The following is a 17520-nucleotide window of genomic DNA, read 5'->3' as shown; positions in this document are numbered from 1 at the left end:
GGGCTCAGTTCTCGGGCCTGGGCAGGCCGGGCGGGTTGATCTCGGACTTCGTGACGGCCTCGTCGATGAGCCCCCAGCGCTTCAGCACCTCGGCGTACGAGCCGTCCCGCACGATGTGGTCGATGGCGGCCGCGTACGCCCCGACCAGGCCGCTGCCCTTCTTCGTGGTGGCGGCGATCCTGCCCTGGAGCCTGTCGCCCGCGCCCGACAGCGTGCCGACGATCTCGGACTGGCCGGCCGATGCGACGTGGTGGTTGGCGGACGGACCGGGGCCGAGGTAGGCGTCGATCCGGCCGGACCGGAGGGCCAGGTAGTAGTCGGTGTCCTTCTGGAAGTACCTGATGTCGACCGGTTTGCGCCCCGCCCTGACGTTCTCCTCGCTCCAGTCGACGAGGATCTTCTCCTGGTTGGTCCCGGACGAGACGGCGATCGCCCTCCCCGCCACGTCCTTCGGCTCCTTCACCTTCCAGCCGGAGCCCTTCCTGGCCTCGAAGGCGATGTTGTCGAGCCGGTAGGTCGCGAAGTCGTACTTCTCCTTGCGTTCCTCGGTGACCGTGACGTTGGAGAGCACGCCGTCGAACTTGGAGCTGTCCAGGCCGACGAAGAGGTTCTCCCAGGAGACCTGCTCGAACTGCGGCTTCAGGCCGAGCGTGTCGGCGATCAGGGTCGCCAGGTCGATCTCGGAGCCGATCCTGGTCTTGTCGTCGGTCGCGTAGAAGCCGAGCGGTGGCGAGGCGTCGGCGCTCGCGCCCAGCCGCAGGGTGCCCCGTTCGCGGACGGCCTCGGGCACCTTCGCCGCGATGGCGTCGTCCTTCCTGCCCCGGATCCGGTGCTGGTCGGGGCCGATGTCGATACCGGTGCCCCGCTGCCCCTTCGGCTTCACCTCGTCGGTCGCGGCGTCACCGGCACCGCAGGCGGTGAGCAGTCCCGCGGCGGTGAGGGTGGCGAGCGCGGCGGAGAGGGTGCGGCGGACGGACACGGGCGTACTCCTCGGAGAGAACACGGCTGGGATCACAGGACCTTGGACAGGAAGGCGCGGGTGCGCTCGTGCTCCGGACGGTCGAGTACGTCGCCGGGGGCGCCCTGCTCGACGATCCGTCCCTCGTCCATGAAGACGACGGTGTCGGCGACCTCGCGGGCGAAGCCGATCTCGTGCGTGACGACGATCATGGTGGTGCCCTGGAGCGCCAGATCCTTGATGACGTCGAGGACTTCACCGATCAGCTCGGGGTCGAGCGCCGAGGTCGGCTCGTCGAAGAGCAGCAGCTTCGGTTCGAGGGCCAGCGCACGGGCGATGGCGACCCGTTGCTGCTGCCCGCCGGACAGCTGCTTGGGGTAGGCCCCCGCCTTGTCGGCGAGCCCCACCCGGGCGAGCAGCTTCTCCGCGGCGGCGATGGCCTCCTTCTTCGGGCGGCCGAGGGCGGCGACCGGGGCCTCGACGATGTTCTCCACCACGGTGAGGTGCGGGAAGAGATTGAAGTTCTGGAAGACGAAGCCGATCCGGGTGCGCCGGCGCAGCACCTCGCGCTCGCGGAGCTCGTACAGCTTGTTGCCGTCCCTGCGGTGGCCGACCAGGGTGCCGTCGACGCTGATCCAGCCGTGGTCGACCTTCTCCAGGTGGTTGATGGTGCGCAGGAGCGTGGACTTGCCGGAGCCGGACGGGCCGAGGACGACGGTGACCTCTCCGGCGCGTACGGACAGGTCGATGCCGCGCAGCACTTCGAGACTGCCGAAGCTCTTGTGGACGGAGCGGATCTCGACCATGGCGTCCGGGGTCGGGGTGGTGTCTTCGGTGGTGCTGCTCATCGCGCGGCCCCCTTGGCGTAGTGACGTTCGACGTAGTGCTGGAGGACGGAGAGCACGGTGGTCAGGAGGATGTACCAGACCGTCGCGACCATCAGCAGGGGCACGACCCTGCCGTTGCGTCCGTAGACGACCTGGACCTGGTAGAAGAGTTCGCCGATCGCCATCACGGAGACGATCGAGGTGCCCTTGAAGAGCGAGATGATCTCGTTGGCGGCGTTCGGCAGGATGGAGCGCATCGCCTGCGGGAGCACGATCCGCCGCAGCTGCCGGTGCCGGGGAATCCCGAGCGCCGCGGCGGCCTCCAACTGGCCGCCGTCCACCGCGAGTACGCCGCCCCGGACGATCTCCGCCGCGTAGGCGGCCTGGTGCAGCGCGAGCCCGAGTACGGCCGCGCTCATCGCGCCGACCAGGTTCATCGTGTCGAAGGAGAAGAAGCCGGGCCCGAACGGGATGCCGAACTGCAACTCCTTGTAGAGGTAGGCGAGGTTGAACCAGAAGAGCAGCTGGACGATGAGCGGGATGGAGCGGAACGCCCAGATGTACGCGTGGGCGACCGCGCCGAGGAACGGGCTGGCCGACAGCCGCATGAAGGCGAGCACGATGCCCAGCGCGAAGCCGAGAACCGTGCTGTACAAGGTCAGTTGGAGGGTGACCCAGACGGCCTTGAGGATGGTCTCGGCGGTGAAGAACCGGGCGAAGACGTCCCACTCCCAGCCGGGATTGGTGACCAGTCCGTGCAGGAACTGGGCGAGCACGACGGCGGTGGCGGCGACGGCGACCCAGCGCCAGGGGTGGCGCACGGGGACGACGGTGAGCGCGTCGTGGTCGTCGGCGGCGGGCGGGGCGACGTGTGGTCCGGTCGCCTTGTCGATGGGTGGATCACTGGTGAGGGACATGAGGGGTCCTTGGGCTGCGGTGTACGAGGGCGGGGTGGGGAGCCGTGCGCCGGGAGGGTGGTCTCGGGGCGTGGTCAGCCGTCGCTACGGGCGAGGTCCCGGAGGAACGTGAGCGCCGCACGGGCGGTGGCGTCGTTCTGCCGGAAGGCCGGGCCGCCGGTGCGCGGCCGGGTGAACGCTCCGCCGGCGCGGGCGGTGGTGAACGGGCCGAGCGCGAAGCGGCGCGGGTGCGGCCTGCCGTCGCGGTCCAGGATCCGGCCGCTGTCGGGGGCGACCGAGAGCAGCCCGGTGGCGGTGGCGGTGGCGGCGGCCCCGTCCTCGTACAGCTCCTGGAGCAGCGGGCTGCGGGTGCGCTCCAGCGTGGGGTCGGGCAGCCGGGCCTCGACCAGGGTGCGGGCCGCTATCCGCTGCCCCGGCACGGTGGCGCTGCCGGCCAGGAAGAGGCCCCGCCGCTCATCGGCCTCGACGGTCATTCGGGCGCCGAGGAAGCGGACGACACCGGCCCGGGAGAGCGCGAGGAGCTGGTGCAGCCGGGGTCCGGGCGGGCCGGAGGCGAGATAGCTGAAGAAGCCGTGCCACCAGCCTCCGATGTCGCCGAGCCGGATCAACTGCCCGTAGGCGGACAGCAGTCCGAGGAAGACGGCGAGGTCCGGGCTGTGTGCGGGATCGTGGCGACGCTCCAGGTCTGCGGTGATGTAGCCGCGCAGTCCTTCCTGCAGTGCGTCGTACGAGGGGTAGCGCACCCCGTCCAGGGGGTGGTCGAGCGCTTCGAGGTCGAGCCGGTCCGCGGGGTCGGGGACGGCGGCCGCGACGAGGGCGGCCAGCTCGGGTCCTGCCGGGTCCGCGGCGGCGTACTTCTCCTCGAAGCCGGCCCGGTCGCCCGTCGTGCGCTCGGGGTGGGCGGTGAAGAGCCGGTGGTAGTGGGCATGGCCGAGCTCTTTGTCGATATGTGGCCACACATCGCGCCGGAAGTCGACCGGCCGGTCCGTTCTCAGCAGCGCCTCGATCCGGTCCGGGCCGAGGAAGCGCGGCAGCGGCGGCCGTCCGCCCTCCCAGGCATAGCCGATCTTGGAGTGGTACGGGACGCCCCGGCGCGATCCGATGTGGAGCACGGGCTCCCTGCCGGACGGCACGTACTCGCCGTCCTCGTACCGTCCGCCGCGGCCCTCGGTGAGCAGCACCATCAGATCGACGAACGCGAGCCCGAAGCCCCGTACGATGACCGGCTCGCCCGCCGGCACCGCGGTCAGATCGGCGTCGGCGGTGAAGTCCGGCGGCAGGTGGACGAGTCCGTGCCGGTCCGCGAAGTCGGCCAACTCGACCTGTTCCGGATCGGGTTCGGCGTCGAGGTGGCCGATGGTGACGGCGACGGCATCGGCGAGCAGCGGCGTGTCGCGCCCCGCCAGCCAGACGCGCTGCCGGCCTTCGCGCGGCCCGGTGACACGGACGGCGCTGCCCCGGTGCCAGTGGACGGCGATGCCTTCCGGGAGGGCGGCCACGGCCTGCTCGTACACCCAGCGCAGATAGACGCTCTGCAGTCGTCTGCTCGGGAAGTCACTGCCCTCCAACGCCTTTATCTCGTCGAGGAGTTCGGGTTCCACACCTGCCCTGTCCGGAAGCGTCGCGCGCCCGTCCCGGATGTCCGCCGCCCAGGTGTGCAGCGCGGGCCCCGGACGGACCGGTCCCTCCTGCTGGACGGTTTCGTCGGTGAACATCGTGACGTCCTCGGCCATGGAGTTCATCCAGAGCAGCGGCGACTGGTCGTGCCGCCAGATCCGTCCGCCGCCGGGCGGGTACGGGTCGACGAGGTGGATGGTCAGCGGGCGGTTCCGGTACAGGTCGGGGGCGTTGGCGGCGATGCGCTCGATCAGGCCGGTGCCGCGCGGTCCGGCGCCTATGACGACGAGCGTCGGCGTCCCGCTCATCGGGCACCCGCCGTGCCGCGCGCGTAGTGCCGCTCGACGTAGTGCTGGCCGATGCCGAGCAGCGAGGTGACCACGGCGTACCAGATGGTGGCGACCAGCAGCAGCGGGATGACCTGATAGGTGCGGTGGTAGACGAGCTGCACGGAGTAGAGCAGGTCCTGTACGGCGATGATGCTGACGATCGAGGTGCCCTTGAGGGTGCCGATCAGCATGTTCCCGGCGGGCGGGACGATGGAGCGCATCGCCTGCGGGAGGACGATCCGGCGAAACCGGCGCCAGGGTCCGAGGCCGAGCGACTGGGCGGCCTCGATCTGTCCGCGTTCGACGGAGAGGATGCCGCCGCGGACGACCTCGGCGGCGTAGGCGGCCTCGTGCAGGGTGAGCCCGATGACGGCGACCGTGACGGGGCCGAGGAGGTTCACCGTACGGACGCCGAGGATCTCCGGGTAGAGCGCGCCGATGTTGAACCAGAACAGCAGCTGGACCAGGGTCGGGGTGGATCTGAACAGCCAGATGTACCCCCAACTGACCGCCTGCAGCACGCGGTTGGCGGAGAGTCTGAGGACGGCGAGCAGGGTGCCGAGGGCGAAGCCGAGCACCATGACCAGTGCCGTGAGCCAGAGGGTGAGGCCGAGGCCGCGCAGGACCGCGGTGGTGGTGAAGTACTCGGCGACGACGTCCCACTGGAAGGCGTCGTTGCGGATGACGGAGTTCAGCGCCAGGGCGAGCAGCGCGAGGACTGCGACGGCCGCCGCCCACTGGCCCGTTCGGCGCACCGGAACGATCCGGAACCGGTCGTTTCCGTCGCTCTTGCCGAGCGGGGCGGGGGGAGAGTGCGGGAGGGTATCTGTCTGCGCGGACATGCGAAGGCTCCGTGGATGCAGAGATCGAACACGGGGCGTGCCTTCAGCCGAAACACAACGTGGACCGGGCCCCTCAGCGCCGGTCCGCTCCCGAGATAAGCGCTGTTCACCACGTGCTGTCAAGCCTGTCCACACTATGAGCCGTACGTCTCACTTCAGTTGACGGGCCACCGGATGCCTGTTCCACTTGGGCCATGCATTCGCAGCAGTGGCTGGTCAAGCGCTCCCACATCGACTTCGGTCGCGTGTGGTCCTCCTCCTGTTGAGCTGACCCCCTGCGTCTCCCCGCGCCTCTGCCTCGCGCCGTGTCCGGCGCCTGAGCACTTTTCCCTGCGTGCCTTCACACACAACGCCGTTCTCCCCTCCCCTCGCTCCGCCGCCCTTCCTCGCCCCGACCGTGGGGTCGCCGCGTGCTGCCCCGCCGCGTCCGCTCACGGCCGACGACTCCGGAGAACCACACCTCATGCCCCGAACCCGGCACACCGCTGCCTTCGCGCTGATCACCGTCGCCGCTCTCGCCCTCACCGCGTGCGGGTCCGGCGACCCGGCGTCCGCACCGGCCGGCGCCGCCGGGGACGGGGCCGCCAAGGGAAAGGTGCCGACGACCGATGTGGTCTCGTCGGTGCGCAAGGACGAGGCCGCGGCGAGACTGCTGCCCGCCGACGTCCGCGCCGCCGGGACCCTGACCATCGCCGTCGGCGTCAGCAACCCGCCGGGCGCCACCTACCTCGCGGACGGGAAGACGGTGGCCGGCACGGACATCGACTTCGCGGACGCGGTGGCCAGGAAGCTCGGGCTGAGGTTCACCCGCGAGGTGGCCTCCTTCGAGGCGATCCTGCCGGCACTGGGCAGCGGAAAGTACGACGTGGGCACCGGGAACTTCGGGGTGACCGAGGAGCGCCGCAGAACCATCGACTTCGTCACGTACATCAATGACGGCCAGGGCTTCGCCGTCCGCGACGACAGCAAGCTGAAGAAGGTCACCGATCTCACCCGGCTCTGCGGCCTGACCGTGGGCACCGGCGCGGGCACCACCTTCGAGGTGACCCTGGAGGAGAACCGGCACCTGTGCACCGACGCGGGCCGCAAGCCGTACGACGTGAAGACGTACAACGACCAGGGCGCCACCTGGGCCTCGCTCCAGCAGGGCCGCAGCGATGTGGTGATGTCCACCATCAACGGGCTGCGGTACGCGGTGGGGCAGCAGGAGGGCGTGCGCTTCCTCAATGAGTTCAAGCGCCTCGACGTCGGCTTCGCCTTCAAGAAGGGCACCCCGCTGGCGCCCGCCTTCCAGGCCGCGGTGAACGGCCTGAAGGCGGACGGCACCTACGACCGGATCCTGGAGAAGTGGGGCATCGGCGCGTCGGCGATCAGTACCTCGCAGATCTCGCCGCCCGAGATCAAGTGATCCGGGCCGGGCGCCCGGCCATGGAGGCGGGCGCCCGGCCACAGAGGCGGGGACCGGCCGCAGAGGCGGACGCCCGGCTCAGCAGCTGCAGTCGCAGTCGCAGCAGTCGCATGAATCGCAGCAGTCCCCGCAGTTGCTGCAGCAGTCACACGCATCGCAGGCGTCGCCGCAGTCGCACTGATTGCAGAGTCCGTCGCGGCGCTGATGGCTCCACGGGTCGTCGAACGTGCCGCAGCACATCTGGCAGGTGCAGGCCAGTCCCGCCCACACCAGGCAGCCCATGATCAGGCCGCGCCGGTCGCGCGGCGGCTCGGGTGGGGGCTGCGGCGGACCCGCCGGGCCGCCGGGGCTCGGTGCGTACGGATTGCCCGGCGGCGGCCCGAAGGCCCCGGTCGGCCGGGTGCCTGACGGGGCGGCAGCTCCGTCCGGGAGCACGCCGCCCGCCTGGTGCGAGCACGCCGTGGTGCCGAAGGCCCGGTCCACCGACTGGCGCAGTTCGTGCGCCAGCAGCACATGGGCCAGCTTGCCGTCGGTGAACTCCGCGTCGCGCAGCGCCAGCCGCACGCCGTGCAGCGCGTCGTCGCACAGCCGTCGCGCCTCGGCGCGCGAGGTGCCGGTCGCGGTGAGCGGGTTCCAGGCACCCGACGCGGCGTCAGCTTCCTGGTCCTCCACGGCGTCCAGCAGATGCGCCAGCCGCCCGAACAGGCGGCCGGCCTCGGCGAGCGGTGCCGCGTTCTGCGGCTTTCCGGCGAGCACCGCGGTGTGGGCGAAGGCGGCCGCGGTGGCGGTCTCGGTGGGTTCGGTGACCGTGAGCAGCGGGGTGCCGGGCCCGGCGATCAGCTCGATGCCGGTCTGCCGGTCGACGGCGTCCACGAGCAGGGCGGTGTCGAAGCCGAGCTGTGCGCCGGTGCGCGCGCCGGCCCGGTCCCACCCCGCGGCGACCCGGCGTGCGGCGGCGGCCACCGGGCGGCGCCTCAACAGGCCGTCCCCGTCCGCGACGTGGTCCCGGATCTTCGCCGAGGCCAGCACCAGGGAGACGGCGGCGGCCAGCCTGGCTCCCTCGCCGCGGGCGACCGGGGCGGTCCGCATGGCGCGCAGCGGGCAGGGCCCCGCGGTGCGCCGCCATCCGGTGGTGCGCTCGGCCTGAGCCTCCATCAGAACAGAAACAATCAGTCCGTCATAGTTCGTTACGATCCTGGCGAATTGCCCGTGATCGGACCGAAGTGCGAGACAGAGCCCGCAGAGATGGGCCATCCACTCGGTCCTCAGCCCCTCGGACAATCGATGGGTGCAGGGCCTGACTATTCCGAACACGACGATCCCCCGAGAGTCGTTCACCTGTGCGCCGAGCTCGTGCGGCTGCGCGACGTGCATCGTATCGAGCACCCCGTTCACCCGTACGTCCCCCATGTCACCCGTACGGCCCGGGGCATCATATTTTCTTTCTTTCAGACTCCCTATGCGGGAGAAACCCTGACGAATCGCCATATCTTCTGCACCAGTACCGTCACGAATCCCCTGCGCGCCGACTATCCACTTGGCGCACGATCCGCATCATGGACGACCATAGGGACACGAAAGAGATGCGGAACACCACGGAACCGCGGTGAGAGGAGGCGTCCATGGGATCGGTGCGCAAGGCGAGTGCCTGGCTGGGCCTCGTGGAGGACAACGACGAGCGGTACTACGACGACGAGTACGCCGAGGGCCCGCAGACCGGGACCGGTCAGGCCTGGGTGACCGACCCCCGGGTGCAGGTCGCGTCGGAGGCCGCCGAGGAGACGGGCCGCCGGATCGCCACCGTCACCCCGGACAGTTTCCGGGACGCGAGGGCCATCGGAGAGCTCTTCCGGGACGGCGTCCCGGTGATCGTCAACCTCACGACCATGGACCCCACGGACGCGAAGCGAGTCGTGGACTTCGCCGCCGGGCTGATCTTCGGACTGCGCGGCTCGATCGAGCGCGTGGCCACCCGGGTCTTCCTGCTGACCCCGGCCGACACCCAGGTGGTCACCGAAGCCGCCGGCCGGCGGACCGACGGCTTCTTCAACCAGAGCTGAGCAGGGCGCTCGCCGGACCGGTCTACCGGAACGCGTCGAGACCGGTGAGCGCCTTGCCCAGCACCAGCTGGTGCATCTCCACGGTTCCTTCGTAGGTGAGCACCGACTCCAGATTCGTCGCGTGGCGCATCACCGGGTACTCCAGCGAGATCCCGTTGGCGCCGAGGATCGTGCGCGAGGTACGGCAGATGTCGATCGCCTCCCGCACATTGTTGAGCTTTCCGAAACTGACCTGCTCCGGGCGGAGCCTGCCCGCGTCCATCCGCCGGCCCAGATGGTGGGCGAGCAGGATGCCCTTGTGCAGTTCCACGGCCATGTCCGCGAGCTTGGCCTGGGTGAGCTGGAAGCCGCCGATCGGCCGGCCGAACTGTTCCCGGGTCCTCGCGTAGTCCACGGCCGCCTCGAAGCTGGCGCGGGCCGCGCCCATGGCTCCCCAGACGATGCCGTAGCGGGCATGGCTGAGACAGCCGAGCGGGCCGCGCAGTCCGGTGACGCCCGGGAGCACGGCATCGGCGGGCAGCCGCACCTCGTCGAGGACCAGCTCGCTGGTGACCGAGGCGCGCAGGGACCACTTGTGCTTGATCTCGGGCGCCGAGAAGCCGGGGGTGTCGGTCGGCACGGCGAATCCGCGGATTCCCTCGTCGGTCTGCGCCCAGACGACGGCGACCCCGGCGACCGAGCCGTTGGTGATCCACATCTTGCGGCCGGTGAGCACCCAGTCCCCGCCGTCGCGCCTGGCATGGGTGCGCATCCCGGCCGGGTCGGAGCCGTGGTCCGGTTCGGTGAGGCCGAAGCAGCCGATGATCTCGCCGGCCGCCATGCCCGGCAGCCAGCGCCGGCGCTGCTCCTCGGAGCCGAAGCGGTGGATGGCGTACATGGCGAGCGATCCCTGGACGGAGACCAGGGAGCGGATCCCCGAGTCCGCCGCTTCGAGCTCCAGGCAGGCCAGCCCGTACTGGACCGCGGTGGCGCCCGCGCAGCCGTATCCCTGGAGGGACATGCCGAGCGCGCCGAGCGAACCGAGCTCACGGGCCAGCTCGCGGATGCCGGGCAGTTCGCCGCTCTCGTACCACTCGGCGATGTACGGCAGGACGCGGTCGGCGGCCCAGTCCCGGACGGTCCCGCGGATCGCGAGGTCCTCGTCGTCGAGCAGGTCGTCGATGCCGATCGGGTCGGCGGGGTCGAACGGTGGGAGCTTCGAGGACTCGGTGGTGGACATGAGTGTGCCTCCGGCGGCTCGCGCGATGCTAAAACTAGCAGTGTTAGTTATGGCGTCGCACCGACGTTACGGCTCAGTGTGCCGCCCGTCCAGAGCCGGTCGCCTCGGCGGGTCGGCGCCGGGCGGGCCGCGACAGGGGCAGCTGCGCACGGCCCGGGGCGGGAGTCTCGTGCGCCGTGCGGCGTTCGCGCAGCTCGCTCGCGTCGGTCCGCTCGGGATCGTCGAGCGCCGGCGACGGGCAGTCCATCACCCGCGGCAGCCGCAGCGCGGCCATCGCCCCGAGCAGCAGCAGGGCGGCGCTGACCAGCAGCGTGACATGCAGCCCCGTGATGAAGGAATGGCGCGCCGTGGAACGCAGCACCGCGCCCAGCGGACCGCCCAGCCGGTCCGCCACCTGGTAGGCCTCGCCCAGCGAGTGGGCGGCGGCCGCGCCGGCCCCGGCCGGGACACCCGCTTCGGGAAGCTTCGAGAGCCCGGGGGTGTAGGCGGCGTTCATGACGCTGCCGAGCAGGGCGATCCCCATGCCCGCGCCCAGCTGGTACGAGGTCTCGCCGATCGCCGCCGCCCCGCCCGCGCGGTCGGCGGGGGCCTCGCTGAGCATGGATTCGTACGCCCCGAAGAGCGTGGTCTGGAGTCCGAAGCCGAGGGCGACGAAGGCCGTCGTCAGCAGCGCGGGCCGGTCGTGCTGCCCCATCGCGGTCAGGATCAGCACCGAGACCGCCGTGAGCACGAAGCCCCAACTGACCATCCGGCGCGGACCGACGCGGCGCAGGGTGTACGAGCCGGTGGCGCCCGCGGCCATGGCGGCGAAGGTGAGCGGCAGCAGCCGCAGACCGGTCTGGAGCGGGCTCAGGCCGAGGACGAGCTGGAGGTACTGCACGGCTATGAGCTCAAGACCGACCAGGGCCAGCATGGCGAGGACGATGCAGCCCACCGCGGTGGAGAAGGCGGGCCTGGCGAACATCCCGATGTCTATCAGCGGATGCGTACGCCGCTTCTGACGGCGCACGAACACGATGAGCAGGGCCGCCCCGATCAGCAGCGGGGCGAAGGTGGCCGGGCTCAGCACTCCCTCACCGGTGCCCGCCCGCTTCACCCCGAGGACCACCCCGAGCACTCCGGCCGCGGCCATCAGCGCACCCAGCACGTCCCACGGGCCGTCGTGGCTGCCGCGCGACTCGGGCAGGAGCAGCCGTCCGACCGGCAGGACCAGCGCCATCAGCGGGACGTTGATCAGGAAGACCGAGCCCCACCAGAAGTGCTCGACGAGGAAGCCGCCGATGACCGGACCGATGGCGGCGCCCACGGCGGCGACCGCGGTCCAGACGCCGATCGCCACGGCCCGCTCGCGCCGGTCGGGGAAGACCTGCCGGAGGATCGACAGCGTCGCCGGCATGATCATCGCGCCGCCCACCCCGAGCAGGGCACGCGCCACGATGAGTACGCCGGGGCTGTCGGCCATCGCGGCGATCGCGGAGGCGACACCGAAGAGGGCGTAGCCGAGCAGCAGGATGCGGCGGCGGCCGACCCGGTCCCCGAGGGTGCCGAAGAGAATCAGCAGCGAGGCACAGACCAGCGGGTAGGCGTCGACGATCCAGAGCAGACCCACCGCGCTGGGCCGCAGGTCCTCGGTGACGGCGGGTACGGCGACGTGGAGCACGGTCGCATCGAGTGCCACGAGCAGGAGGCTGAGGCAGAGGACGACGAGGACGACCCATCGATTGGCACCGTCGGCTGCTGAGCGCAGCCGGAGTCGGGCTGTGGTCGTCCCGGACATGCATGTACCTCCCAAAAGGTCCCTCGCGCTCGGCGGGCCAACCGGGGATGCGACGGTTCGCCGCTCCTCATGGCCCGGCATCGACGGGCGAGTGGTCCGTCAGCGTACGCGAGTTCGGAGCCCCCACACGTGGTCCACCTCATACCCGTTCGGACCACGGGGTGTGGCGTACGCCACGCCGACCCACCGCCCGGACCTGCGCGGACGCCCTGCGCACCCGGCACAGGACGGTACTCGGCCACCCCCGCGGAGCACCCGCCGGGCCCGTGCCGAGAGCGGCCGGTGACCGGACCGGCACCGTCCGTTCCACCCCCCGGCGGACCCGGATAAATTCATACCGGCACCTCCTGCGTTTTTCTGCCCGCATCCAAACACCCTTCCGAAATGCGTGCGAAATCAATAGTGCGAAGGCCCGCCGAGTTGCTTACGCGGATCGGGAATTAAGACCCTGCTGAGACATAGTCCACATCACATCGTCATCACAAAGAGACCGGATCGACCTGGTCTCGCACTAACTCGCTGTAACGTCGATTGGGTGCGTACCGACATCTTTGCCCGGCTGGACCGGGAGCCGGAGCCGCCGAAGATAGAGCCACCGCGGATGAGCCGTCACCGCATCGCGCTCTTCGGCGGGACGTTGGCGTTCTATCTCGCCATCGTCATTGCCGTGCTGGTCTCGTCCTGGCTGGTGGCCCTGGACTGGAAGGTCATGCTCTTCCGGCCGTATCAGCAGTGGCCGGAAATTCATGCCTTCCTCGACTACTACATCGTGCTCGGCCAGCGCGGACCCACCGCCACCATGGTCGCCTGCTGGCTCGGCTGGCGCTCCTGGCGGCAGCACACGCTGCGGCCGCTGCTGACGCTGGGCGCGGCGCTGCTGCTGCTCAATGTGACGGTCGGCGCGGTCAAGATCGGCCTCGGGCGCCTCGGCCCGCACTACGCCACCCAGATCGGCTCCCCCGAACTCTTCGCCGGCGGCGATATATTCCCCTCCGGCCACACCGCCAACGCGGTCGTGACCTGGGGAATCCTCGCCTATCTGGCCACCACCCCACGCGCCCGGCGTTATCTCTCGGCCATGTCGGCCATCGTCTCGCTCGGCGTCGGCCTCACCACCGTCTATCTCGGTACGCACTGGCTCAGCGATGTCCTGCTGGGCTGGGCCGCGGGGCTGCTGATCATGCTGGGCCTGCCCTGGGTCGAGCCGCTGATCACCCGGGCCGAGGCATGGATCTTCGCCCAGCGCGAGAACCTGCGGGGCCTCGGCCGTCCCGTTCCCTCCGTGCCCGTCGCGGCCGGAGGCCCGAGGACCACGCTGCCGCCGCAGCCGGACGGCCGCGACGCCCCGGCACAGAGCCCGGCACTGGAGCCGGTCGTCGCGGCGGCCACGGGCGGCACGGGCACCCGCTCGCGCGCGCACTCGTCACATCCGGCGCATCCGACGCATCTGGTGCGCTCGGAGCGGACCCCGGTCACCCCGGCCGGCAGCCGGCGCCCGCCGCACGCCGACCGCACGCCGCGCGGCGGCACGAGCCCGGCCCACCCGGTGACCGGCGGCTGAGGCTCCGGCGATCACGGGGACGGTACGCACAGCCGCTCCCCCGGACATGAGTGAAGGCCCCGACCGGAGTCGGGGCCTTCACTCATGTCCGGCGGGTCCGGGGCCGGGCGGCCCGGGTCGCGGGAGGTCTCAGCCCAGCCAGCAGCGGGTGACGACGGCGGCGGCGACCTCGAAGTTGATCCGTCCGCTCCGGAACTCCATGGTGATGATCGCGCCCGGCGGCAGGGATCTGACGGTGGTCCAGCCATGGCTGCGGGCCCGCCGTTCGGCGGCGTCGGCGGCGAGGCCGACGTACTCACCGGGGGCGTCGTCGGGCTGGGCGGGAGGGGTCGGTATGGGTGCCATGCACCTCACCGTAGGCGGCTGCGGGCGGCGACGGAAGCCGGGGCACCTGCCGCCGCCGAGCATCCCCACGTTCCCCGCCGGTCACGCTTGTGTCACAGGATCACGACACACGCACCGTATGAATCACGCCACCCGAACCCGCACCCCTGGGACCGGACACACAGTAATCACACAAGCCGGAAAACGATCACGCGGAAGGCCCGGAATCAAAGCGGAATATCCCGTATCGAGCGGGTGGAATTCCCGCGCGGAATAACCTGTGTAAATGAGCAGGTCGCCCGGAATTCACGCTTCCTTATGGCAGCCTTATCCTTTGGTCACAATATTCGCGCCGGGGTGCGGGGACGGCCGCCGACTGCCACCGGTATAGCGGGCAACCCCGACCGGCCGTATGGCGTTGTCGCAGGCAGGGCTCACTCCAGGACCCTGGACAGCCGGTCCCTCACCACCCTGATCGCGTCCTGGAGCGCCGGTGGTTCGACCACCTCGAAGTCGATCCCGAGCATCATCACGTGGATGACCAGCACGTCCAGGGTGGCGGCCCCGGTGCGCAGCAGACAGGTGTCGGCGTCGACCGCCTCCAGCACCCCGGCCGAGGGCGAGACCCGCTCGGCCGCGCGCTCGATCCCCGCCTTCAGCCGGACCACCGCCTGCGTCGGGTACGCCCCCGTGGAGATCCCCTTCGAGACATAGGCGGCCAGATCCTCGGCGGGTGCGTCACGGGGGACGAACCTCGGTCCGTGCGGCGGCGTGGGGGTGATCCGGTCCGCCCGGAACGTACGCCAGTCCGCGCGGTCCAGGTCCCAGGCGACGAGATACCAGCGACGCTCGGTGCACACCAGCCGGTGGGGTTCGACGGTCCGCCGCGAGATGGAGCCGGAGTGGTCCCGGTACTCGAAGCGCAGCCGTTCGGCGTCCCGGCAGGCCCCGGCGAGTTCGGTCAGGACACCCGCGTCGGCGACCGACGCACCGGGCCCGCGGAGCAAGGGCACCGTGAAGGTGCTCAGCGCGTTGACCCGGCGCCGGAGCCGGTCCGGCAGCACCTGTTCGAGCTTGGCCAGGGCGCGTACGGAGGTCTCTCCGATGCCCTCGACGCCGTTGCCCGCCGCGGTGCGCAGGCCGACCGCGACGGCGACGGCCTCCTCGTCGTCCAGGAGCAGTGGCGGCAGCTGCGCACCGGCGCCGAGCTGGTACCCGCCGCCGGTGCCGGGACTGGCGTTGACCGGGTAGCCCAGTTCGCGCAGCTTGTCGACGTCACGCCGGACCGTCCGCGGGGTGACTCCGAGCCGATCGGCAAGATCGGCACCGGACCAGTCGCGGTGCGCCTGGAGCAGTGAGAGCAGACGCAGCAGTCGTGCCGAGGTCTCCAACATGGGGCGAGTCTGCCAGGGGTTGCGGACAGCCCGCGTCCGCAACCCCTGGCGGGGTCCGGGGCACGCGAGCCCGGCCCGATCCGAACGAGAGGCCCTCAGAGGCTGTCGGGTGACCTAGGACCCGACAGCCTCTAAGGCGCCGGTTCCGGTTCGAGCCGTACGCAGAGGTCGTTGTCGGTGGAGTAGCAGGGGGTGGCCCGAGTGCCCTCCCCCGCGCTGCGGCCCGGGTAGACGAAGATCTTCTTGCGGTCCCAGATGTCGTCGAGGATGCGGGAGATCCGTACGCCGCCGGCCGGCTCGCCCTCCGCCGCCCCCGGGATCAGCCAGAGCGTCCACAGCTGCTGCGCGGTGACGGCCCCGTCGGCCAGCCGGCCGAGGGGGAGCGTGAAGGCGAAGCCGCCCGGCTGCCCGGTGACCGGCACCCGCAGGACCCGGCCGTCGGCCCCGGGCAGTCGCGCCTCGACACGGGCATCGATGCCGAGACCGGTCCCGTACAGCGTGCCCTCGACGGTCATCCCGGTCCCGTCGAAGGTCACCGGTCCGGCCTCGGCGTGCGGTGCACGCAGCCAGCAGCGCACGGCGAGCCGGCCGTCGAGGGTCGGGTACGGGATACGGACCGCGATCCGCCCGGCCCCCGGCGCGTGGTCGACGAGCAGTCGCAGGTCCCTGATCCCGGGCTCGACGGCCACCGCCCCGTCGTCGCCCGCGCCCGGCTCACGCAGGTAGACGTCCCAGCGGCCCTCGGCGGCTTCCGTGGTCCCCGGCAGCACCGCGCGCAGCCGTCCGTCGCGCAACGGGCTCAGCGACAGCCGTACGGTCCTGCCGTCGCTGTCCGGACCCTTGGCGCCGCGCAGCCGGAGAAGCAGTTCGGGCACCTCCTCGTCCTCGCCGCGGCGGAGGTCGAGATCGAAGGTGATCCCGCCGTCGGGTCCCACGGTGCAGTCGGCCCGCGGTGTCCTTCGTCCTGCGGAGGCGGTCATGCGGTCTTCCCCTTGCGGATCGCGGCGGCTGCCTTGTAACGCAGGGCGTACGCCCCGTCCAGCACGGCGCCCCGGGCGCGGTGCAGCGTGGTGCCCATCACGCCGTGCGAGCGGTCGCGCGGGCCCCGCGAGGCGAGTTCGGTGAAGAGCCGTTCATGGCGTTCGGCGATCCGCGACGGGTCGAACCGCCGCGAAGCGGCCAGCGCGGCGTGCCCCGCGCGGTGCCGTGCCCCGTCGTCCTCGATCAGACCGAGCAGGGCGTCGGCCACCGCCGCCGTGTCACCGACGGGCACCAGCCGTCCGTCGGTGCCGTCGTCGATGATCTCGCGCGGGCCGTGCGGGCAGTCGGTGGCGACGACCGGCAGCCCGCAACGCATCGCCTCGACGATGGTCATGCCGAAGGACTCGCGGTCCGAAGTGACCGCGGCGATCGACCCCTTGGGCCACTCGGCCTCCAGCGGATTGACCGGGCCCATCAGGAACACGTGGTTGTGCAGGCCGAGTTCGGCGACGAGCGTGAGCAGCGCCTCTCGTTCGTTCCCGGTCGCGTCACCGCCGCCGTAGATGCGCAGCCGCCAGTCCGGGCGGACCGCGACCACGTCGGCGAACGCCCGGACGAGCAGGTCGTACCGCTTGACCTTGTGCAGCCGGCCCGCGGCGATCACCCACTTGTGGTCGCCGTCGGCGGGCGCGACCGTCGGCGCGGGCACACTGTTGGGAATGGCCTCGATGCGTACGCCGGGCAGCTTGAACCCGGTCCGGTAGGCCTGGGCGTCGGCCTCGGTGACGGTGGTGATCGCGTCGAGCAGGGCGTAGCGGTGCCCGATCTCGCGGCGGAGCCGGTAGCCGTGGCTGTCGAGGGTGAGGTGTTCCTGCCCGATCAGGACCGGGCAGCGGCGGGCCTGCCTGCTGATGTGCACATTGAGCCCCGGCCGGGTTCCGACCACGACGTCCGCCTCCAGGGAACGCAGATGGCCCGCCACCCGTGCATCGCTCAGCCTGCTGTACTGCCGGTATCTGCTGTCGCCGCGCGGGAACACGGTCGCGGGACGGGCGTATTCGGCGGCGTCGCCGTCGTACGTCGGGCTCTTCTTCCGCAGATCGACGAGGTGGCTCATGCGCACCCCTTCGGGGGCGCCCAGCGCGGGGACGTCGCGGTGCCTGAAGACCGACACGATCTCGACGTCATGGTGCCCGGCCAGCTCCCCGGCGAGATTGAACGTCGTGCGGATCGTGCCCCCGACTCCATAGGCGTTGTGGAGCAGGAAAGAAATGTGCATGAAACGCCATGTCTCCCGGTTCGGCTG

15 protein-coding genes are annotated in these 17520 nt (G+C 71.0%); 3 read left to right on the top strand and 12 right to left on the bottom strand.

The features are described 5' to 3' along the window. Window positions 1-4 precede the first annotated feature (4 nt). From OG611_RS18650 to OG611_RS18630, 5 genes are all read right to left on the bottom strand, one after another. Entirely contained in the window at window positions 5-979 is a 975-nt protein-coding gene (locus OG611_RS18650; protein WP_266421349.1) for an ABC transporter substrate-binding protein, read from the bottom strand. A 32-nt stretch (window positions 980-1011) separates the two neighbouring features. Next, the gene (locus OG611_RS18645; protein WP_266426008.1) at window positions 1012-1764 is read right to left on the bottom strand and encodes an amino acid ABC transporter ATP-binding protein; all 753 of its coding nucleotides are present in this window, start codon (window positions 1762-1764) and stop codon (window positions 1012-1014) included. Between the two features lie 38 nt (window positions 1765-1802). After that, the gene (locus tag OG611_RS18640; RefSeq protein WP_266421347.1) at window positions 1803-2702 is read right to left on the bottom strand and encodes an amino acid ABC transporter permease; all 900 of its coding nucleotides are present in this window, start codon (window positions 2700-2702) and stop codon (window positions 1803-1805) included. A 74-nt stretch (window positions 2703-2776) separates the two neighbouring features. After that, on the bottom strand, window positions 2777-4627 hold the full coding sequence (locus OG611_RS18635) for an FAD/NAD(P)-binding domain-containing protein (RefSeq protein WP_266421345.1): 1851 nt from the start codon (window positions 4625-4627) through the stop codon (window positions 2777-2779). Further along, on the bottom strand, window positions 4624-5490 hold the full coding sequence (locus OG611_RS18630; RefSeq protein ID WP_266421343.1) for an amino acid ABC transporter permease: 867 nt from the start codon (window positions 5488-5490) through the stop codon (window positions 4624-4626). The genes OG611_RS18635 and OG611_RS18630 overlap by 4 nt, the downstream gene beginning before the upstream one ends. 463 nt (window positions 5491-5953) lie before the next feature. Between OG611_RS18630 and OG611_RS18625 the strand changes: the two genes are divergently transcribed. Continuing rightward, window positions 5954-6898 (top strand): ABC transporter substrate-binding protein, encoded by a 945-nt coding sequence (locus OG611_RS18625; protein WP_266421340.1) that lies wholly within the window; start codon window positions 5954-5956, stop codon window positions 6896-6898. Window positions 6899-6976: 78 nt separating this feature from the next. On the opposite strand, the gene OG611_RS18620 is transcribed toward OG611_RS18625, so the two are convergent. Continuing rightward, entirely contained in the window at window positions 6977-8212 is a 1236-nt protein-coding gene (locus OG611_RS18620) for a DUF5685 family protein (RefSeq protein WP_266426005.1), read from the bottom strand. Window positions 8213-8520: 308 nt separating this feature from the next. Here OG611_RS18620 and OG611_RS18615 point away from each other — a divergent pair, with 308 nt between their 5' ends. After that, entirely contained in the window at window positions 8521-8958 is a 438-nt protein-coding gene (locus tag OG611_RS18615; RefSeq protein WP_266421337.1) for a cell division protein SepF, read from the top strand. Window positions 8959-8980: 22 nt separating this feature from the next. Here the strand turns inward: OG611_RS18615 and OG611_RS18610 are convergent, their stop codons facing one another. After that, on the bottom strand, window positions 8981-10177 hold the full coding sequence (locus tag OG611_RS18610) for an acyl-CoA dehydrogenase family protein (protein ID WP_266421335.1): 1197 nt from the start codon (window positions 10175-10177) through the stop codon (window positions 8981-8983). Window positions 10178-10250: 73 nt separating this feature from the next. Beyond that, window positions 10251-11954, bottom strand: coding sequence for an MFS transporter (locus OG611_RS18605; protein ID WP_266421333.1), 1704 nt, complete (start codon window positions 11952-11954; stop codon window positions 10251-10253). A gap of 535 nt (window positions 11955-12489) precedes the next feature. Here OG611_RS18605 and OG611_RS18600 point away from each other — a divergent pair. Beyond that, window positions 12490-13515: a phosphatase PAP2 family protein gene (locus OG611_RS18600; RefSeq protein ID WP_266421330.1), complete on the top strand. Its 1026-nt coding sequence runs from the start codon at window positions 12490-12492 to the stop codon at window positions 13513-13515. Window positions 13516-13644: 129 nt separating this feature from the next. Here the strand turns inward: OG611_RS18600 and OG611_RS18595 are convergent, their stop codons facing one another. The 4 genes from OG611_RS18595 to OG611_RS18580 all read right to left on the bottom strand — a co-directional run bounded on the left by OG611_RS18595 (window position 13645) and on the right by OG611_RS18580 (window position 17493). Further along, complete coding sequence (locus OG611_RS18595) at window positions 13645-13860, bottom strand: I78 family peptidase inhibitor (RefSeq protein ID WP_266421327.1); 216 nt, start codon at window positions 13858-13860, stop codon at window positions 13645-13647. A gap of 413 nt (window positions 13861-14273) precedes the next feature. Next, entirely contained in the window at window positions 14274-15233 is a 960-nt protein-coding gene (locus OG611_RS18590; RefSeq protein WP_266421324.1) for a YafY family protein, read from the bottom strand. Between the two features lie 131 nt (window positions 15234-15364). Next, the gene (locus tag OG611_RS18585) at window positions 15365-16213 is read right to left on the bottom strand and encodes a transferase (RefSeq protein WP_266421321.1); all 849 of its coding nucleotides are present in this window, start codon (window positions 16211-16213) and stop codon (window positions 15365-15367) included. Next, the gene (locus tag OG611_RS18580; protein ID WP_266421318.1) at window positions 16210-17493 is read right to left on the bottom strand and encodes a glycosyltransferase family 4 protein; all 1284 of its coding nucleotides are present in this window, start codon (window positions 17491-17493) and stop codon (window positions 16210-16212) included. The genes OG611_RS18585 and OG611_RS18580 overlap by 4 nt, the downstream gene beginning before the upstream one ends. Window positions 17494-17520: the final 27 nt, after the last annotated feature.

It is taken from the genome of Streptomyces sp. NBC_01363 (assembly GCF_026340595.1).
Taxonomy (GTDB): Bacteria; Actinomycetota; Actinomycetes; order Streptomycetales; family Streptomycetaceae; genus Streptomyces.
This window is presented reverse-complemented; position numbering and strand designations above follow the sequence as displayed.